The organism is Ruegeria sp. CG3, assembly GCF_056537205.1.
In genome coordinates this window covers 816,746-833,054 of the sequence record NZ_JBQFRC010000001.1, presented here as the reverse complement: position 1 = coordinate 833,054, position 16,309 = coordinate 816,746, and the positions used below count along the sequence as shown (strand labels likewise).

At 61.4% G+C, this 16,309-nt stretch carries 14 protein-coding genes and 3 tRNA genes; 8 read left to right on the top strand and 9 right to left on the bottom strand.

Annotated elements, in window-relative coordinates; translation table 11 throughout:
• The first annotated feature begins 100 nt into the window (after nt 1–100).
• A complete protein-coding gene (gene gltA / locus ACR0NB_RS04160) occupies nt 101–1,396 on the top strand; it encodes a citrate synthase (RefSeq protein WP_093962186.1) in 1,296 nt (431 codons plus the stop codon).
• Between the two features lie 38 nt (nt 1,397–1,434).
• On the opposite strand, the gene ACR0NB_RS04155 is transcribed toward gltA, so the two are convergent.
• On the bottom strand, nt 1,435–2,505 hold the full coding sequence (locus tag ACR0NB_RS04155; protein WP_480775013.1) for a PA0069 family radical SAM protein: 1,071 nt from the start codon (nt 2,503–2,505) through the stop codon (nt 1,435–1,437).
• A 277-nt stretch (nt 2,506–2,782) separates the two neighbouring features.
• Between ACR0NB_RS04155 and ACR0NB_RS04150 the strand changes: the two genes are divergently transcribed.
• Together ACR0NB_RS04150 and ACR0NB_RS04145 are read left to right on the top strand one after the other, a co-directional pair.
• Nucleotides 2,783–3,481, top strand: coding sequence for a corrinoid protein (locus ACR0NB_RS04150; RefSeq protein WP_093962188.1), 699 nt, complete (start codon nt 2,783–2,785; stop codon nt 3,479–3,481).
• 175 nt (nt 3,482–3,656) lie between these two features.
• Nucleotides 3,657–4,328, top strand: coding sequence for a DUF1638 domain-containing protein (locus ACR0NB_RS04145; RefSeq protein ID WP_480775012.1), 672 nt, complete (start codon nt 3,657–3,659; stop codon nt 4,326–4,328).
• A 25-nt stretch (nt 4,329–4,353) separates the two neighbouring features.
• Here the strand turns inward: ACR0NB_RS04145 and ACR0NB_RS04140 are convergent, their stop codons facing one another.
• Entirely contained in the window at nt 4,354–4,764 is a 411-nt protein-coding gene (locus ACR0NB_RS04140) for a SufE family protein (RefSeq protein ID WP_170373320.1), read from the bottom strand.
• A gap of 138 nt (nt 4,765–4,902) precedes the next feature.
• Here ACR0NB_RS04140 and ACR0NB_RS04135 point away from each other — a divergent pair, with 138 nt between their 5' ends.
• Entirely contained in the window at nt 4,903–5,427 is a 525-nt protein-coding gene (locus ACR0NB_RS04135; protein WP_170338953.1) for a hypothetical protein, read from the top strand.
• 8 nt (nt 5,428–5,435) lie between these two features.
• Here ACR0NB_RS04135 and rnd read toward each other — a convergent pair whose 3' ends face one another.
• The 3 genes from rnd to purM form a co-directional block, all read right to left on the bottom strand.
• Nucleotides 5,436–6,593 (bottom strand): ribonuclease D, encoded by a 1,158-nt coding sequence (gene rnd / locus ACR0NB_RS04130; RefSeq protein WP_170367186.1) that lies wholly within the window; start codon nt 6,591–6,593, stop codon nt 5,436–5,438.
• A 113-nt stretch (nt 6,594–6,706) separates the two neighbouring features.
• A complete protein-coding gene (purN, locus tag ACR0NB_RS04125) occupies nt 6,707–7,303 on the bottom strand; it encodes a phosphoribosylglycinamide formyltransferase (RefSeq protein ID WP_170523577.1) in 597 nt (198 codons plus the stop codon).
• Complete coding sequence (purM, locus tag ACR0NB_RS04120) at nt 7,300–8,346, bottom strand: phosphoribosylformylglycinamidine cyclo-ligase (protein ID WP_480775011.1); 1,047 nt, start codon at nt 8,344–8,346, stop codon at nt 7,300–7,302. The genes purN and purM overlap by 4 nt, the downstream gene beginning before the upstream one ends.
• Nucleotides 8,347–8,452: 106 nt before the next feature.
• Between purM and ACR0NB_RS04115 the strand changes: the two genes are divergently transcribed.
• Nucleotides 8,453–8,529: transfer RNA gene (locus ACR0NB_RS04115), tRNA-Ile, on the top strand.
• Nucleotides 8,530–8,542: 13 nt separating this feature from the next.
• Here the strand turns inward: ACR0NB_RS04115 and ACR0NB_RS04110 are convergent.
• On the bottom strand, nt 8,543–9,862 hold the full coding sequence (locus ACR0NB_RS04110) for an ATP-binding protein (protein WP_480775010.1): 1,320 nt from the start codon (nt 9,860–9,862) through the stop codon (nt 8,543–8,545).
• Nucleotides 9,863–9,906: 44 nt separating this feature from the next.
• Between ACR0NB_RS04110 and ACR0NB_RS04105 the strand changes: the two genes are divergently transcribed.
• The gene (locus tag ACR0NB_RS04105; protein ID WP_480775009.1) at nt 9,907–10,821 is read left to right on the top strand and encodes an MBL fold metallo-hydrolase; all 915 of its coding nucleotides are present in this window, start codon (nt 9,907–9,909) and stop codon (nt 10,819–10,821) included.
• Nucleotides 10,822–10,895: 74 nt separating this feature from the next.
• Nucleotides 10,896–10,970: transfer RNA gene (locus ACR0NB_RS04100), tRNA-Asn, on the top strand.
• Nucleotides 10,971–11,228: 258 nt separating this feature from the next.
• Here ACR0NB_RS04100 and ACR0NB_RS04095 read toward each other — a convergent pair.
• Nucleotides 11,229–12,551, bottom strand: a complete 1,323-nt coding sequence (locus tag ACR0NB_RS04095; RefSeq protein WP_217354876.1) for a metal-dependent hydrolase family protein — start codon at nt 12,549–12,551, stop codon at nt 11,229–11,231.
• Between the two features lie 256 nt (nt 12,552–12,807).
• Here ACR0NB_RS04095 and ACR0NB_RS04090 point away from each other — a divergent pair.
• Nucleotides 12,808–12,882, top strand: a tRNA-Asn gene (locus tag ACR0NB_RS04090).
• A gap of 21 nt (nt 12,883–12,903) precedes the next feature.
• Here the strand turns inward: ACR0NB_RS04090 and ACR0NB_RS04085 are convergent.
• Nucleotides 12,904–14,523, bottom strand: a complete 1,620-nt coding sequence (locus tag ACR0NB_RS04085; RefSeq protein ID WP_480775008.1) for a long-chain-fatty-acid--CoA ligase — start codon at nt 14,521–14,523, stop codon at nt 12,904–12,906.
• A 175-nt stretch (nt 14,524–14,698) separates the two neighbouring features.
• Complete coding sequence (gene pgi / locus ACR0NB_RS04080) at nt 14,699–16,309, bottom strand: glucose-6-phosphate isomerase (RefSeq protein WP_480775007.1); 1,611 nt, start codon at nt 16,307–16,309, stop codon at nt 14,699–14,701.

The following is a 16,309-nucleotide window of genomic DNA, read 5'->3' as shown; positions in this document are numbered from 1 at the left end:
AATGCTGCTCCGCTACGACCTGACTCGCGCAACCTTGCGCGATCACCGCCCGTTTTGTCGGTCAGCGAGCCGGCATTCGTATGATTGAGGAAGGGAAAACATGACCGAGAGCAACAAGACAGCGACTCTGACCGTCCACGGAAAAACCTATGAGTTGCCGGTTCATTCGCCAACGGCAGGACCCGATGTAGTCGACATCCGCAAGCTCTATGGTCAGGCCGGCGTGTTCACCTACGACCCGGGCTTCACTTCGACAGCAAGCTGCGACAGCACCATCACCTATATCGACGGTGAAAAGGGTGAGTTGTTGCACCGTGGCTATCCGATCGACCAACTGGCCGAGAAATCGCACTTCCTCGAAGTTTGCTTCCTGCTGCTGTACGGATATCTGCCCAAGGCCGACGAGCTGGAACAGTTCGAATCCACCATCACCCACCACACGATGCTGCACGAGCAGATGCAGTATTTCTATCGCGGGTTCCGTCGTGACGCGCACCCGATGGCGATCATGGTGGGTGTCGTGGGCGCAATGTCAGCGTTCTACCATGACTCGACCGACATCTCGGACCCGCGCCAGCGCGAGATCGCGTCGCACCGCCTGATCGCCAAGATGCCCACCATCGCGGCCTGGGCCTACAAATACCATATCGGCCAGCCCTTCGTGTATCCGCGCAACGATCTGGACTATGCGTCGAACTTCCTGCGCATGTGTTTCGCGGTTCCGGCCGAGGATTACGAGGTGAACCCGATCCTCAGCCGCGCCATGGACCGGATTTTCACCCTGCACGCCGATCACGAACAGAACGCCTCGACTTCGACGGTGCGTCTGGCCTCGTCTTCGGGCGCAAACCCGTTCGCTTGTGTTGCAGCCGGTATCGCCTGCCTCTGGGGCCCTGCGCACGGCGGCGCCAACCAGGCCTGCCTGGAGATGCTGGAAGAGATCGGCAGCGTCGACCGCATTCCCGAGTTCATTGAACGTGCCAAGGACAAGAACGATCCGTTCCGCCTGATGGGCTTTGGCCACCGCGTGTACAAGAACTTCGACCCGCGCGCCAAAGTGATGAAGCAGTCGGCCGATGAGGTTCTGGACTTGCTGGGCATCGAGAACAACCCGAAACTGCAGGTCGCCAAGGCTCTTGAGAAACAGGCACTGGAAGATCCGTATTTCGTCGACAAGAAGCTGTTCCCGAACGTCGATTTCTACTCGGGCATCATCCTCGAGGCGATGGGTTTCCCGACCTCGATGTTCACCCCGATCTTCGCGCTGTCGCGCACCGTTGGCTGGGTCAGCCAGTGGAAAGAAATGATCGCCGATCCTCAGAACAAGATTGGCCGCCCGCGCCAGCTGTATCTGGGCGAAACTCTGCGCGACTACGTCGACATCGAAAACCGCTGAGACAGACAACAGGCCCCGCCATCGAGCGGGGTCTTTTCTTATTGGAACAGTGACAATTGATCCCCGGCCCGCGCGGGCCGGGCAAAGAGGTCGCAACGCAGTTTGGGAGTTGTGGTCGCCAAGCCAAGCCTCGCAATCGCAGACTTGAACCGCTTGGCGACCATTTCGGCGTAGATCCCCTCGCCGCGCATCCGATGCCCCCACCGCGGGTCGTAGTCCCTGCCCCCGTGCATTTCGCGCAACCGCGCCATGACCTTTTCGGAGCGACCGGGCTCGTGTTCGGACAACCACTCCTGCCACAGTTGCGAGACTTCGCGGGGCAACCGTAGCATGATCCAACTGGCCGCATCCGCGCCTGCTTCGCGGCCGGCCTCCAACAGCGCTTCAAGCTCGTGATCGGTCAGTCCCGGAATGATCGGGGACGTCATGACGCGCACGGGAATCCCGGCCTCGGTCAGCTTTCGGATCGTGCGCAGCCGACGTTTTGGCGCAGGGGCACGCGGTTCCATCCGCCGCGACAGGCCAGAATCCAACGTGGTCAGCGAGATGCCGACCCGGACCAGCCCGAGGGCGGCCATCGGCGCGAGAATGTCGATATCCCGTTCGATCAAAGCACCCTTTGTCACGATCGCAACCGGGTGGTTGAAATCTCTCAGAACCTCCAGGCAGGCCCTTGAGATTGAACGTGTTTTTTCAATCGGCTGATACGGGTCCGTATTTGTACCCAGCGCAATCGGCGCCACCTTGTACCGCGCGGACGAAAGCTCGCGCGCAAGCACATCAGGCGCGTTCGGACGTGCGATCAGTCGCGTTTCGAAATCCAACCCGGCAGATAGACCGAGATATGCATGTGTGGGTCGGGCAAAGCAGTAGACGCAACCGTGTTCGCACCCGCGATACGGGTTGATCGACCGGTCAAATGGCAGATCGGGTGACTTGTTGTAGGTGATCAGAGACTTCGCGACCTCGTCCCGAACCGAGGTTCGCAAGGGAGGCAGAGGCTCGGGATCCTCCCAGCCGTCATCGACCGCTTCGTGCGCATACGCCTCGTACCGACCAGCGTCGTTCGATACGGCACCTCGCCCGGAAATAGTGTGGCGCAACGGCATGCTTGTTCCCTCTTTGTTCACGCAATTCCTAGCATCTGCGGGTTTCCGCGGCAAGTCTGCCATCACAGTTGCCCGCCTTGTCTCATGCACAGAACCCATGAATACCGCTCAGAAAGATCATGTGAAATTTGGCGTCGAGCGCGGCAAGATTTTCACCTATAGGTCGGTCTCGGAACCGCCGAGGTCGCAATCGTCACAGTCTAACTGCGGCGAAATGGCCAAAACGGGAAAAACAGCCACCAAGGGCGCAAGGCCCGCCAGCTCAGGGAAATGACCCATGTCCGATGAAGAAGACATCGTCCTGTCGGAACTCAACGACGACGAACTCGTCGAACAGATGTTTGATGACCTCTACGATGGTCTGAAGGAAGAGATCGAAGAAGGTGTGAACATCCTGCTGGAACGTGGATGGGCACCTTATGACATTCTGACCAAGGCGCTTGTCGGCGGCATGACTATCGTCGGCCAGGATTTCCGCGACGGCATCCTGTTCGTGCCCGAAGTTCTGCTGGCCGCCAACGCGATGAAGGGCGGCATGGCCATCCTCAAGCCTCTGCTGGCGGAAACCGGCGCTCCGCGCGTTGGCAAGATGGTGATCGGCACCGTCAAGGGCGACATCCACGACATCGGCAAGAACCTCGTCTCGATGATGATGGAAGGCGCCGGTTTCGAGGTTGTCGATATCGGCATCAACAATCCGGTCGAAAACTACCTGGAAGCGCTTGAAACCGAGCAGCCTGATATTCTGGGCATGTCGGCCCTGCTGACGACGACCATGCCGTACATGAAAGTGGTCATCGACACGTTGGTCGAACAGGGCAAGCGTGACGATTACATCGTGCTGGTAGGCGGCGCCCCGCTGAACGAAGAGTTCGGCAAGGCGATCGGCGCTGACGCCTATTGCCGGGACGCGGCGGTTGCGGTCGAAACCGCCAAGGAGTTCGTCTCGCGCAAGCACAACCAACTGGCGGGTTGATCCTGCACGCCTTGTTTTGTCAAAGCCGCCTGTCCGGGCGGCTTTTTCATTTCCGGGCCGTGGCATCACAACGAGATCGAAACTCAGGTGCCGAGTGTGTGATCCCAAAGGCCGCGAACTTGCATCCGGGGCTTTTTCGCAGTCATTTGACATTGGAACCTTGCGGAGGCGAAACATGCCGCAGCACGACATGCCTGACGACAAACGCCTGACGGAACAGGGGTTTGACGAGATGGATGCGCAGCAAAGCATCCTGTTGATCGCCTGCGGTGCCTTGGCGCGCGAGATTCTGGACCTGAAGACACGCAACGGCTGGCACCACCTTGCACTGACGTGCCTGCCTGCCATCCTGCATGTCTATCCCGAACGGATCACTCAGGCCGTCGAGGATGCCGTCGCCAAGCATCGCAACCAGTATGACCGGATTTTTGTCGTCTATGCCGATTGCGGGACCGGCGGACTGTTGGAGCAGGCGTGCAAACGGCTGGGTGTCGAGATGGTGCGGGGGCCGCACTGTTATTCCTTCTTCGAAGGAAACGACAAATTCGCCGAACGCGGCGACGATGAGACTACGGCCTTTTACCTGACCGACTTTCTGGCCAGACAATTTGATGCGTTCGTCTGGAAGCCGCTGGGACTGGATCGGAATCCGGAACTGCGCGACATGTATTTCGGAAATTACACCAAGCTGATCTACCAGGCGCAGACAGATGACCCCGAACTGACCCGTCGGGCACAGGAATGCGCGGATCGGATGGGGCTGGAGTTCGAACGGCGTTTCACCGGATATGGCGATCTCGAGACCACGCTGAAAGACTGGGCCGGCGCACGCCCCAATTCTTCCTGATTGGCCACCGAGTGGCGAATCCGGCTCAGGCGTTTTCGCGCGCTACGTCTCGGATTCGGTCGATCATCGCACGCACACCGTTCGACCGCTGGGCCGACAGATGTTCATTCAACCCCAATCGGGCAAGCTCGGCCGCGGCGTCGACCTTCTCCACTTCGGCAACGGGCAAACCGTTGTAAAGCGAGCGCAATACAGCGATCAGACCGCGCACGATCAGCGCGTCGCTGTCGCCGTCAAACCGAAAAACACCATCTTCGATCACCGGATGGAGCCAGACCTGACTGGCGCAGCCATGGACTTTGGTTGCCGGCACCTTCAAGGCGTCATCCAGCGGCTCCATCGCCTTGCCCTGCTCGATCACGTGGCGGTACCGGTCTTCCCAGTCCTCAAGGAACTCGAAATCCTCGACAATCTCCTCAAAGGCAGGCGTGGCCATGAACGTGGGTCCTCTGGTTGCGGTTCTGGTTCTGACCTAAGTCGCCCGATGTCCGGTGTCCACCCCCATGGGCGCCTTTTCAAACGACCGAAAGTAGGCTAACCCAGTGCGGGTAATACCTTGCAAAGCTTTGGGTCCATGCAAAAAACTGTTTCCGTCCTTCTTGTCGCCCTGTTGACCCTGTCCGCCTGCAGCAGCTGGCGCGATTCCCGGGCAAACCCGTCGAACTGGTTCGGGAACAGCACCCCTGCCCCGGTCGAGACATCGGCCAGCGACGCAGATGCGCTGGTGCCGAAGCAAAGCTCGGGCCGGGGACTGTTCGCGCGCCCTGAACCCGAAGATACCAGCGTACCGATCACCACCATCACCGAGCTGCGGATCGAACCGAACGCCTCAGGGGCAATCGTTGTCGCGCAAGGCACCGCCTTCCGCCAGGGCGCCTATGACGCAAAGCTCACCTTCGTCGAATCCGAGGAAAACCGGAAGAACGGCGTTATGGAGTTCGTTTTCCGCGTGAACTACCCGACCTATGCCACTGCGCAGGGGCCCGAACGTACGCGTGAAGTGACCGATGCGGTCAATGTCAGCCGTCAGGATCTTGAAGGCATTCGTCTGATCCGCGTGGTCGGTCAGCAGAACGCCCTTGAATCGCGTCGGCGCTGAATTCGATCTTACAGGGGGACGACCTGAACAGTTTGTCCCTTCGCTGCCAAGGCAATCTCGCCTCTGCAGAGTTTGAGCGCGTCCTCGCCAAAAACCTCGAACCGCCAGCCGGACATCGCAGCAACGTCACGGTCCCCAGCCGCGATCTGATCCAGCTCCGAGCTGGTCGCGATGAGCTTGGCCGCGACCCCTGCGGTTTCCGTCTTTGACTTCAGCAATACCCGCAGCAGGTCAGCCAGCGCGGGGTTCACCTTGATCTTGTCCCGGCTGTTGTCCACCCGCGGAAGATCCTCAGGCGGGCAATTCACACCGGCCTGAACGGCGGCCAGAATACCGTCGGCGATGGCACCTTTGCGCGCTTCGCGCAGCAGCAAACGCGAGCTGCCCAGATCAGCATGCGTGCGTGGTTTGGTCGACGCCAGTTCGACCAGCGCATCATCCTTGAATACACGGCTGCGTGGCACGTTGTTCTGCTGGGCATATTCCTCACGGAACCGGGCAAGCTCCCGCACCACCGCAAGGAACTTGGCCGAGTTGGTTCGGGTCTTGACCCGCCGCCATGCCTCTTCGGGGCGGATGTCATAGGTTGCCGGATCGGTCAGAACGCGCAACTCCTCCGCTACCCAATGGCTGCGCTTGGACTTCTCCAGCTCGGCGGCCAGATGTTCATAGATTTTGCGCAGATGCGTCACGTCCGCCAGCGCATATGTCTGCTGGGCCTCGCTCAGCGGGCGCCGCGACCAATCAGTAAACCGCGAGGTCTTGTCCAGACCCTGTTTGCAGATTTTGCGAACCAGCGTTTCATAGCCAACCTGTTCCCCGAAACCACAAACCATTGCAGCGACCTGCGTGTCGAATAGCGGCTTGGGGAAAATACCGGCTTCCACCCAGAAAATCTCAAGGTCCTGGCGGGCGGCATGGAAAACTTTGACGACGTTTTCGTTCTGGAACAATTCGTAAAGCGGCTCAAGCGACAGTCCTTCTGCCAGCGGATCGACCAATACCGCGCTGTCCTCGTCTTCAGAGGGCACGGCCAACTGGACCAGACATAACTTGGAGTAGTAGGTCCGCTCGCGCAGGAATTCGGTATCGACGGTCACATAGGGGTGTTGGGCGGCAGCCTTGCAGAAGTCAGCCAACTCTCGCGTGGTTTTGAGGGTCTTCATGCGCTTGCTAATCTTGCTCTTGCTCTGGTCATTGCCCGTTGGTTTCTTCTGCCCCGAGCGCTTGGCCAGACCATAGGCCGAATTGGCCGCTCATGTAAATCTCTGGCGCAAGATCAGGGGAGTAACACCGGTGCGCGATCGCCACGGGAAAAGCGCTCCAGAACGGCCGGATACAGCTTGTGTTCCCAGGCCAGCACCTTCCGAGCAAGCGAATCCGGGGTGTCGCCGGGTTCGACCGGAACCCGGGCCTGCCCCAGGATCGGACCATCATCCAGCGCCGCGGTGACCTCGTGGACGGTGCAGCCGTGTTCGGCATCCCCGGCGGCGATGGCGCGGGCGTGGGTGTTGAGCCCTTTGTACTTGGGCAGCAGCGAGGGGTGGATATTCAGCATCCGCCCCTGAAACCGGGACACGAAATCGCCAGTCAGCACGCGCATGAACCCCGCCAAGCAGACGATGTCTGGCCGCGCCTCGAGCAGCGGCTTGCAAAGCTCAGCCTCAAACGCCGCGCGGTCACCGCCGAACGGTCGGTGATCGACCACGGCTGTGGCAATCCCGCGATCCGCCGCCTTGGCCAGTCCGCCAGCATCTGCATTGTTCGACAGAACCAGACAGGGGCGCGCCGGATGGTCACCGGTCATGCTGTCGACCAGCGACACCATGTTCGACCCGCCCCCGGAAATCAGGATGGCGACGCGCTTGTGGCTCACAGCAGCTTGCCTGCGTAGCTGACGCCCGCGCCTTCGGTGACCGCACCAATGCGCGCGACGCTCTCGCCGGCACCCGACAGCAAGGCGGCCAGGTCATCTGCGCGGTCGGCGGCACAGACGACGATCATGCCGATCCCGCAGTTGAAGGTCTTGAGCATCTCCGCCTCGGCGATGCCCCCGGTTTCCGCCATCCAACGGAACACCGGCGGCAGATCCCAGGCGGTCAGGTCGATCTGGGCGCCCAGATCATCGGGCAGCACGCGCGGCAGGTTCTCGGTCAGCCCGCCGCCGGTGATATGCGCCAGCGCATGGACGCCACCGGCCCGGATCGCGGCTAGGGCAGGTTTGACATAGAGCCGCGTGGGCGTCAGCAGCGCCTCTCCCAAGGGCCCGTCACAGAACGGTGAATCCGCATCCCATCCCAGGCCCGAGATCTGAACCAGTTTACGCACCAGCGAGTAGCCGTTGGAATGCACCCCGTCCGAGGCCAGCCCCAGCAGAACATCCCCGGCCTGCACACCGGCGGGCAGATCGCTGCCGCGCTCCATCGCGCCGACAGCAAAGCCTGCCAGGTCGAAATCGCCATCGGGGTACATCCCCGGCATCTCGGCGGTTTCACCCCCGATCAAGGCACAGCCCGATCGGACGCAGCCCTCGGCGATGCCCTCGATGATCCGCGCGGCGGTCTCGGTGTCCAGCTTGCCCGTGGCGAAGTAATCCAGGAAGAACAACGGCTCGGCCCCCTGGCAGATCAGGTCGTTGACGCACATGGCCACCAGGTCGATCCCCACACCATCGACCACGCCCGTGTCGATCGCAATCCGCAGCTTGGTGCCCACGCCATCGGTTGCCCCCACCAGGATCGGGTCGGAATACCCTGCCCCTTTCAGGTCGAACAGCGCGCCGAACCCGCCAAGGCCGCTCATGACGCCGGGGCGGTTCGTCCGCTTGGCGGCGGGCTTGATCCGGTCGACCAGCGCGTTGCCCGCATCGATATCCACGCCCGCATCTGCATAGGTGATGCCGTTCTTGCCCGCTGTCATGGCCGTTCCCTCATGAATGCTTTCAGCGCGGGTTAGTCGATTGTGCGCCGCGTTGCAACGGTCAGGCTTGACGCGGCTGTTCTGCGTGGTACCCAAGCGCTCAGGCGGGCCTGTAGCTCAATTGGTTAGAGCAGAGCGCTCATAACGCTTTGGTTGGGGGTTCGAGTCCCTCCGGGCCTACCAAATACGGCCGAAATCACCGCCCGATGATGATGTCTGCGCACAAACCGCCCAAGCGTTCGCTTTGGCTCAAGCGCAAAACACCGCCGTGGACACGAGCGATATCTGCAACGATCGCCAGCCCGAGGCCCACCCCGCTGCCCTGATTCTGGTTCCGCGACGGGTCCAACCGGCTGAACGGCTTAACCGCCTCGGTCCGCTGTTCGGGCGGGATGCCGGGGCCATCATCCTCAACCCGAATGCGCAGCGATTTGTCAGTCAGGGTCATGCTGACCATCGCGTGCGACCCGTAGCGCACCGCGTTGCCGATCAGGTTTTCCACGGCGCGGCGGATTGCAGTCGGACGCAGCATCACTGCACCCTGCCCTTCGGGCGGCAGCAACTCGACACTTTGTCCGGCCCGTTGCGCATCATCCACGATCGAGCGCAGAAGCTCATCCGGACGAACCTCGACCTGCTCGCCCTCGGACGCGCCGCGCGAGAAATCAAGGAAGGCATCCAGGAGTGACTGCATTTCGTTCACGTCCTGAAGCAGCGGCTTTGCATCTTCCTCGGGCAGCATCGACAGGCCAAGCTTGAGCCGGGTCAGAGGCGTTCGCAGGTCATGGCTGACACCCGACAGCATCAGGGTCCGCTGCTCGATCTGCCGCTCGATCCGGGCGCGCATGTCAAGAAACGCGCTACCGGCGGCCCGCACCTCGACGGCCCCTCCGGGGGTGAACGGCACTACCCGACCGCGACCAAAAGCCTGCGCCGCATCGGCCAGCCGAGTGATCGGCCGCAACTGATTGCGCATGTACAAGAACGAAATCGAGGTCATGATCACCGCAAAGAACAGCATCGTGACGATCAACTGGTGCGGGGCGACCGTCGACAGACGCCGGCGATCGAAGCCAAGCTCCAAAACACCCAGATGGGTGTTCAAGAACAAAGTCGCGACCTGACTGTCCGGCAACGATACCGCTACGAGGTTCGGCAGCAGCTCTCGAAGATCAGCGTCGATCTGCGGTGCGATGAAATCATACCAGCGCTGAGGTTCAATCGTAGGCGTTTCGTTGATCCCCAGAAACCGGGCCTGCATGTCCAGCACCCTCAGATCCGGGCGCACCGCGGCCAACGCCTGCTGTTGGGTTTCGGCACCCTGAATATCTTCCAGAACCAGCCGCACTTCGCGCGACGCTGCGCGGGTCATCTGACCGGTCACATCCTCGAGGTGTTCACGCACGAATGCCACCGACACCACCAACAGAACCACGATCACCGGCAGCACCAGAATCAGGGCCGCCCGGGCATACAAGCTGCGGGGCAAATAGGGTTTGAGCCAGCGCGAAGACATGCGCTAAACCTAGCGGGCTGCCCCGCCAAGAGAAAGAGGCCAAGATGCTGCCAGCAGACGATTTCAACCCGAAACCGGGGATCCCTGTCGCCCTGCAGCCGGGCCTCAGGCTCTTGCTGGCCCCAAACCCGTCGCCGATGACCTTTCTAGGGACAAACACATACCTCCTGGGCACCAACGACCTTGCCGTAATCGACCCCGGACCGTTGAGCGACAGTCACATGCAAGCCATTCTGGATGCGCTGCTGCCCTGGCAAAAGATCAGCCATATCGTGGTCACCCACAGCCACCTGGACCATTCGCCGCTGGCTGCTCCGCTGTCAGAGCGGACAGGTGCCCCGATCTACGCCTTTGGCGGGCCACAGGCAGGGCGCAGCGCGATCATGTCCCAACTGGCCGAGCAAGGCCTCGCCGACGGCGGCGAGGGAATCGACTCGGAATTCCGCCTGGACATCGAGTTGGCGGACGGCGACAGGATCGAGGGGGACGGATGGGGCCTTGAGGTCATTCACACGCCGGGTCATCTGGGCAACCACATCGCGCTGGCCTGGGGAGACGTGTGTTTCACCGCCGATCACGTGATGGGCTGGGCCAGTTCGCTGGTTTCGCCTCCGGATGGCGATCTGACAGACTTCATGAAAGCCTGCCACCGGCTACGCGCACGCGACTGGTCCGTCTTCCATGCCGGACACGGCGCGCCGATCACAGACCCTTCGGGTCGGCTTGACTGGTTGATCCGCCACCGGCTCGAACGTGAGGCACAAATCCTCGACGCGCTGGCCGAGCGCCCGGGCACAGCCCGGGATCTGGCCCAGCGGATCTATGTCGAAACCCCACCTGCCCTGCTTCCAGCGGCCGAGCGCAACGTGTTTGCCCATCTGGTGGACCTGACCGGAAAAGACCGCGTCGCCCCCCGGGGCGCGCTGTCGGTGCAGACCAGTTTTCATCGCATCTCCTGAACGCACAAAAAATTCGCCCTCGGTGCTTTTCCCCTCTGGACGCCGAAAAACCGGATTGCTATATGCGCCTCAGTTCCGGCGTAGCTCAGCGGTAGAGCAGTTGACTGTTAATCAATTGGTCGTAGGTTCGATCCCTACCGCCGGAGCCAAAATCCTCTGATTTCAGAAGTTTGTGGCACACCCAACCGCTCGCGTCCCGTGTATGGTCGGTTGCCGATCCGACAGGCCGGGTTTTCAGCTGGTTCCAGGCATACAATCAGCCTGCCCCCAAGGACCTGCGCCGTTAGTTTGGAGTCGGTCTTTCGATCAGCCCAATCCTGTCAATCACACCCGCGAAACATCAGAGAATTTTCCAGCGCCTGTGACGCAAGTTTGGTCCGCCATGCATTTGCACAGCAGATCGTCCGCTACAGTTCGTTTTTGTAGATCACCCCGCCCTTCATGATCAGATCGAAGCGCTCTTCGTATTCGGTCATGACAGACATGTCCTCAAGGGGGTTGCCGTCGATCAGAAGGATATCCGCATGAGCACCTTCCGCAATGACACCCAGCGCCCCGGGATAAGGATTGCGCGGCCCCGACAAGGCAAGCAACTCGGCTGATTTCGAGGTTGCCTGACGGAGTATTTCGGCATTGTCGAACCATTCCGTTCTCAGAACGAACTCCTCGTTTGCGCGCTTGATCATCTCAGGAGAAGTGATCACGTCCGTGCCGAAGACGATATTCTCGAATCCAAGCTCCTTGGCCATGGTGAACATCTGGTTGATGCCGTCATAGGCTTCGTCATGCTTGGCTTTTTGTTCGTCGTTGTAGCCTGCCGGATGGAATGTGTAGACGATGACCTGCGGCGACAGCCAGGCATCATGCTCCATCATCACGCGCATGGCCTCTTCGCTCATCAGATTGCCATGCTCGATGGACTTCACCCCATTCTCGACGGCGCGGATGATGCCATCCGAGTTGTAGACATGGGCGGTAACGTAGGTGTTCCAGTCTTCGGCCGCCTCGACGGCTGCACGGATTTCGTCTTCCGTGTACTGCGTGGTGTCCAATGGATCAGCAAATGACCCGGTGCCGCCACCGACCGAAATCTTGATCTGCGAGGCCCTGCGGCGCAACACCTCGCGTACGGTTTTCAGAACCTCGTCACGCCCATCGGCAACTGCGACATGGAAGTATTTCATCGGAATGCTGGGCTCGAACACCAATGACCCGGGCTCGTTTGCGTCCGTCCGATGATCCGAGTGGCCCGAGCTCTGCGAGATCATGGGACCCGAAGGATAGACCCGAGGCCCCCTCAGGATGCCCTCGTCTATGGCGCGTTTCAGTGAAAACGAGTTCCCGCCGACATCGCGGACCGTCGTGAACCCCTGCATCAGGTATTGTTCGGCGACGGTTGCGGCAACATAGGCCCAGTATTCGCGATCGGCATTGAATGCGATACCGAACGGCATCTGAAACATCAGATGCGCATGCATGTCGGCAAATCCGGGCATCAGGAACCGACCCTGCGCATCGATCACCGTCGCCCCCTCCGGCGCATCCAGATCAGGACCAAGGGCCGTGATCATGCCGTCTTGGATCAAAACGTCCTGACCCTCGATCAGGTCGGAACTGACCCCGTCGAAAATCCGAGCGCCGGTGATCAGGGTTCCGGCCTCTTGGGCGATCCCCGGCGCGGCAAGAACAAAGAAGAAAAGCTTCGCTACAATCCTGCAAGCTGTCCGCATCTTGGGTTCCTTTCCGGTTTCAACAGGTTCACCGAAGCATGGTGCATTATCGAGAGGCTAGTCTCTTTCTGATCCGGATGAAACGATCACGTCGCGACCGGCGCGTAGATCAACGCAACGATTCACTGCCGCAGGAAACAACAAACCTGTGCAGCCCGATTGAAATCCGAAACGGAAACCTGGAGCGCGCAATTCGTCCGGAGAAAACAATTTTCGTCTGGACCTCGTCTTTGCAGATTGGTACACGCGCCTCAGTTCCGGCGTAGCTCAGCGGTAGAGCAGTTGACTGTTAATCAATTGGTCGTAGGTTCGATCCCTACCGCCGGAGCCAAAAATCCTTAGAAATCAAGCGTTAACCTGCCAAGGCGTCCTTGAATTCATCCCGCAGTTTGCGTTTCAGGACCTTGCCCGTCGCATTGAGTGGCAGCGCGTCGACGAAGACCACTTTGTCCGGCACCTGCCACTTGGCAATCTTGCCGTCGAAAAACTCCAGCAGCTCGGCCTCGGACGGATCTTCGCCCTCGGCCTTGACCGCCACCAGCAGCGGGCGTTCGTCCCATTTGGGATGCGGCACGCCGATCACCGCCGCGGTGGCCAGTTTCGGGTGCGCTACGGCGATGTTTTCCAGCTCGACCGAGCTGATCCACTCACCGCCCGACTTGATGATGTCCTTGGAGCGGTCGCGGATGGTCATGTAGCCATCGGGGTCCAACGTCGCCACATCGCCGGTGGCGAACCAGCCGTCCTGCAGAAGATCTTGATCCTGCAGCTGAAAATAGCTGTCCAACACCCAATGGCCGCGCACCATCAGGTCGCCCTGCGTGACCCCGTCATGCGGCAGGTCGTTGCCGTCGTCATCGACGATCTTCAGCTCGACCCCAAAGGGCGGACGACCCTGATTCTCGCGCAGTTTGTGCTGTTCCTCGATCGGCAGCTTGCGATGCTTGGCCAGCGGAATGTTGCCAGTGCCCAGCGGGCTCATCTCGCTCATCCCCCAGGCATGCACGGTGTCGACGCCGTATTTTTCCCGGAAGGTCGCGATCATCGAGGGCGGGCAGGCCGCGCCGCCGATCACCGTACGTTCGAGGCTTTCCAGCTTGGTGCCGCATTTGGCGGCATGGGCCAGCAAACCCTGCCAGATCGTGGGAACCCCCATCGCCAGAGTCACGCCATAGGTGTCGATCAGGTTCACCAGCGCCTCGCCATGCAGGTCCGGCCCGGGCAACACCATCTGCGAACCGGACATGGCGCAGCCATAGGGCGACCCCCAGGCATTGACGTGGAACATGGGCACCACCGGCATCACCACATCCATCGCCGAATACCCGATCACGTCGCGGGTGTTCGAGGCAAAGCTGTGCAGAACGGTCGAACGGTGCGAATACAGCACGCCTTTGGGGTGGCCGGTCGTGCCCGAGGTGTAGCACAGGCTCGAGGCGGTGTTTTCATCGAAGACCGGCCATTCGAAATCGGCGTCGCCGGTCTCGATCAACTCGTCATAGAATTCCAGTCCGGGGATCTGCTGCAGAGCATCCTCGCTGCGCGGTCCCATCAGGACGAAATGCTTCACTTCGGTCAATTGATCGCGGATCGCGGCGACCAGCGGGATGAAGGTGGCGTCGAAGAACAGCACCCGGTCCTGCGCGTGGTTGATGATGTAAACCAGCTGTTCGGGGAACAGGCGCGGGTTGATCGTGTGGCAGACGAAACCCGCACCCGAGGCCGCATAGTAGATTTCCAGATGCCGGCGGTTGTTCCAGGCCAGGGTGCCGATCCGGTCCTGCGGCTGCAAGCCCAGCTTGGTCAGCGCCGACCCCAGTCGCCGGGCATTGGCGGCGATCTCGCCCCAGTTCGTCCGGGTGACGGTTCCGTCGGTTTCGACCGACACGATCTCGGTCTGACCATGATAGCGCGCAGCATGATCGATCAGTGACGAAATCAACAGCGGCTGCGTCATCATCTGTCCCAGCATGGACATCCTCCCATTCATCGCGCCGGCCTGATGCGGCGTCTGTTGCGGCCAGGCGACACGGCGGCATGGCCGGCCCCAGGGCTTCTCCTCGGGGCCGATCCTGCCAATCATTTAATTGTCTGACAATAAAAGAATGCGGCCTGCCGTGGCGGCAGGCCGTCAGATTTGCAGGGCTTCAGCCCCGGTGCCGCAGCGCATAGGCCACAAGTGCGGCGGTCGAGCCGTCCTTGCCCTCGGTGCCCGCATCGCCATCGACGATTGGCCCCAGCGAGGTGGCCAACTCCTTGCCCAGCTCCACCCCCCACTGGTCGAACGAGTTGATGCCCAACAGCACGCCTTCGACGAACACCCGGTGTTCATACAGCGCAATGATCTGGCCCAGAACGAAGGGCGTCAGCTGCGGATAGATCAGCGTGGTCGAGGGCCGGTTGCCCGGGAACACGCGATGCCGGGCCTGACGCTCCAACTCGTCGCCATGCAGGCCCATCTCGGCCATGCGCGCTCGCGCTTCCTCAAGCGACCGGCCACGCATCAACGCCTCGGACTGAGCCAGGCAGTTGGCCAGCAGCAGACGGTGATGATGGGCCAGTTCGGGCTCGTGGCCTTCGGCGGCCACCATGAATTCGCAGGGGATCACGTCGGTGCCCTGATGGATCAGTTGGTAAAACGCGTGCTGCCCGTTGGTGCCGGGCTCACCCCAGACCACCGGCCCCGCAGGCACGCTCAGCGCCGAGCCGTCCATCGCCACCGATTTGCCGTTCGATTCCATCTCGAGCTGCTGGAAGTAGGCCGGCAGCCGCAGCAGCCGTTGGTCATAGGGCAGAACCGCGCGGCTGGCATGACCCAGCACCTGACGGTGCCAGAAGCCCACCAGCGCCAGCATCACCGGCATGTTCTCGGCCCAGCCCGCGGCGCGGAAATGCACGTCCATCGCCTGCCCGCCGCGCAGGAACGCGTCGAAGGCGTTCGAGCCCACCGCAATCATCACCGGCAGTCCAACCGGACCCCAGACCGAATAGCGCCCGCCGACCCAATCGGCGAAGCCGAACACGCGGTCAGACGGGATGCCGAAGTCCGCCGTCTTGTCCACGGCGCTGGACACGGCCGCGAACTGCCGCCCCGGGTCGCCGCCGCCGTCCAGCATCCAGGCCCGCGCCGTCCGCGCGTTGGTCATGGTTTCGATGGTGGTAAATGTCTTGGACGCCACGATCACCAGCGTCCGCGTCGGGTCCAGTTCGCGCAGCGTGTCGGCGATGTGCGCGCCATCCACGTTCGAGACATAGTGCAGGCGCGGCCCGTCGTGATAGGGCGCCAGCGCCAGCGTCGCCATCACCGGCCCAAGGTCCGAACCGCCGATGCCGATATTCACCACGTCGGTAAAGCTGCCCCCTGCCCCCTGGGCCGTTCCGCCCCGGACCTCTTCGGCGAACACGCGCATGCGCTGCAGGGTGTCCAGAACGTCGGGCATCACGTCCTGGCCATCAACCTCGACCGGGCCGCCGTCCAGATTGCGCAGCGCCGTATGCAGCACCGCGCGGCCCTCGGTTTCGTTGATCTTGTCGCCGCGGAACATCGCGTCGCGCCGCTCGGCCAGACCGGCTTGATCGCACAGGTCGATCAGCGCCGCGCGGATGTCCGCGTCGATCAGGGTCTTCGAATAGTCGAACAGCAAATCGCCGGTCGAGGCCGAGAAGCTCTGCGCCCGGTCGGGATCCTGCGCAAACAGGTCGAGGATGCGGGTATCCGCCGCCTGCGCGGCAAGGGTTCTGAGAGTGTCCAGTTGCAT

Bases quoted from the DNA above. Each gene is read 5' to 3' on its own strand.
- gltA (WP_093962186.1), top strand. From the start codon at position 101: ATGACCGAGAGCAACAAGACAGCGACTCTGACCGTCCACGGAAAAACC.
- ACR0NB_RS04155 (WP_480775013.1), bottom strand. From the start codon at position 2,505: ATGCCGTTGCGCCACACTATTTCCGGGCGAGGTGCCGTATCGAACGAC.
- ACR0NB_RS04150 (WP_093962188.1), top strand. From the start codon at position 2,783: ATGTCCGATGAAGAAGACATCGTCCTGTCGGAACTCAACGACGACGAA.
- ACR0NB_RS04145 (WP_480775012.1), top strand. From the start codon at position 3,657: ATGCCGCAGCACGACATGCCTGACGACAAACGCCTGACGGAACAGGGG.
- ACR0NB_RS04140 (WP_170373320.1), bottom strand. From the start codon at position 4,764: ATGGCCACGCCTGCCTTTGAGGAGATTGTCGAGGATTTCGAGTTCCTT.
- ACR0NB_RS04135 (WP_170338953.1), top strand. From the start codon at position 4,903: ATGCAAAAAACTGTTTCCGTCCTTCTTGTCGCCCTGTTGACCCTGTCC.
- rnd (WP_170367186.1), bottom strand. From the start codon at position 6,593: ATGAAGACCCTCAAAACCACGCGAGAGTTGGCTGACTTCTGCAAGGCT.
- purM (WP_480775011.1), bottom strand. From the start codon at position 8,346: ATGACAGCGGGCAAGAACGGCATCACCTATGCAGATGCGGGCGTGGAT.
- ACR0NB_RS04110 (WP_480775010.1), bottom strand. From the start codon at position 9,862: ATGTCTTCGCGCTGGCTCAAACCCTATTTGCCCCGCAGCTTGTATGCC.
- ACR0NB_RS04105 (WP_480775009.1), top strand. From the start codon at position 9,907: ATGCTGCCAGCAGACGATTTCAACCCGAAACCGGGGATCCCTGTCGCC.
- ACR0NB_RS04095 (WP_217354876.1), bottom strand. From the start codon at position 12,551: ATGCGGACAGCTTGCAGGATTGTAGCGAAGCTTTTCTTCTTTGTTCTT.
- ACR0NB_RS04085 (WP_480775008.1), bottom strand. From the start codon at position 14,523: ATGCTGGGACAGATGATGACGCAGCCGCTGTTGATTTCGTCACTGATC.
- pgi (WP_480775007.1), bottom strand. From the start codon at position 16,309: ATGCAACTGGACACTCTCAGAACCCTTGCCGCGCAGGCGGCGGATACC.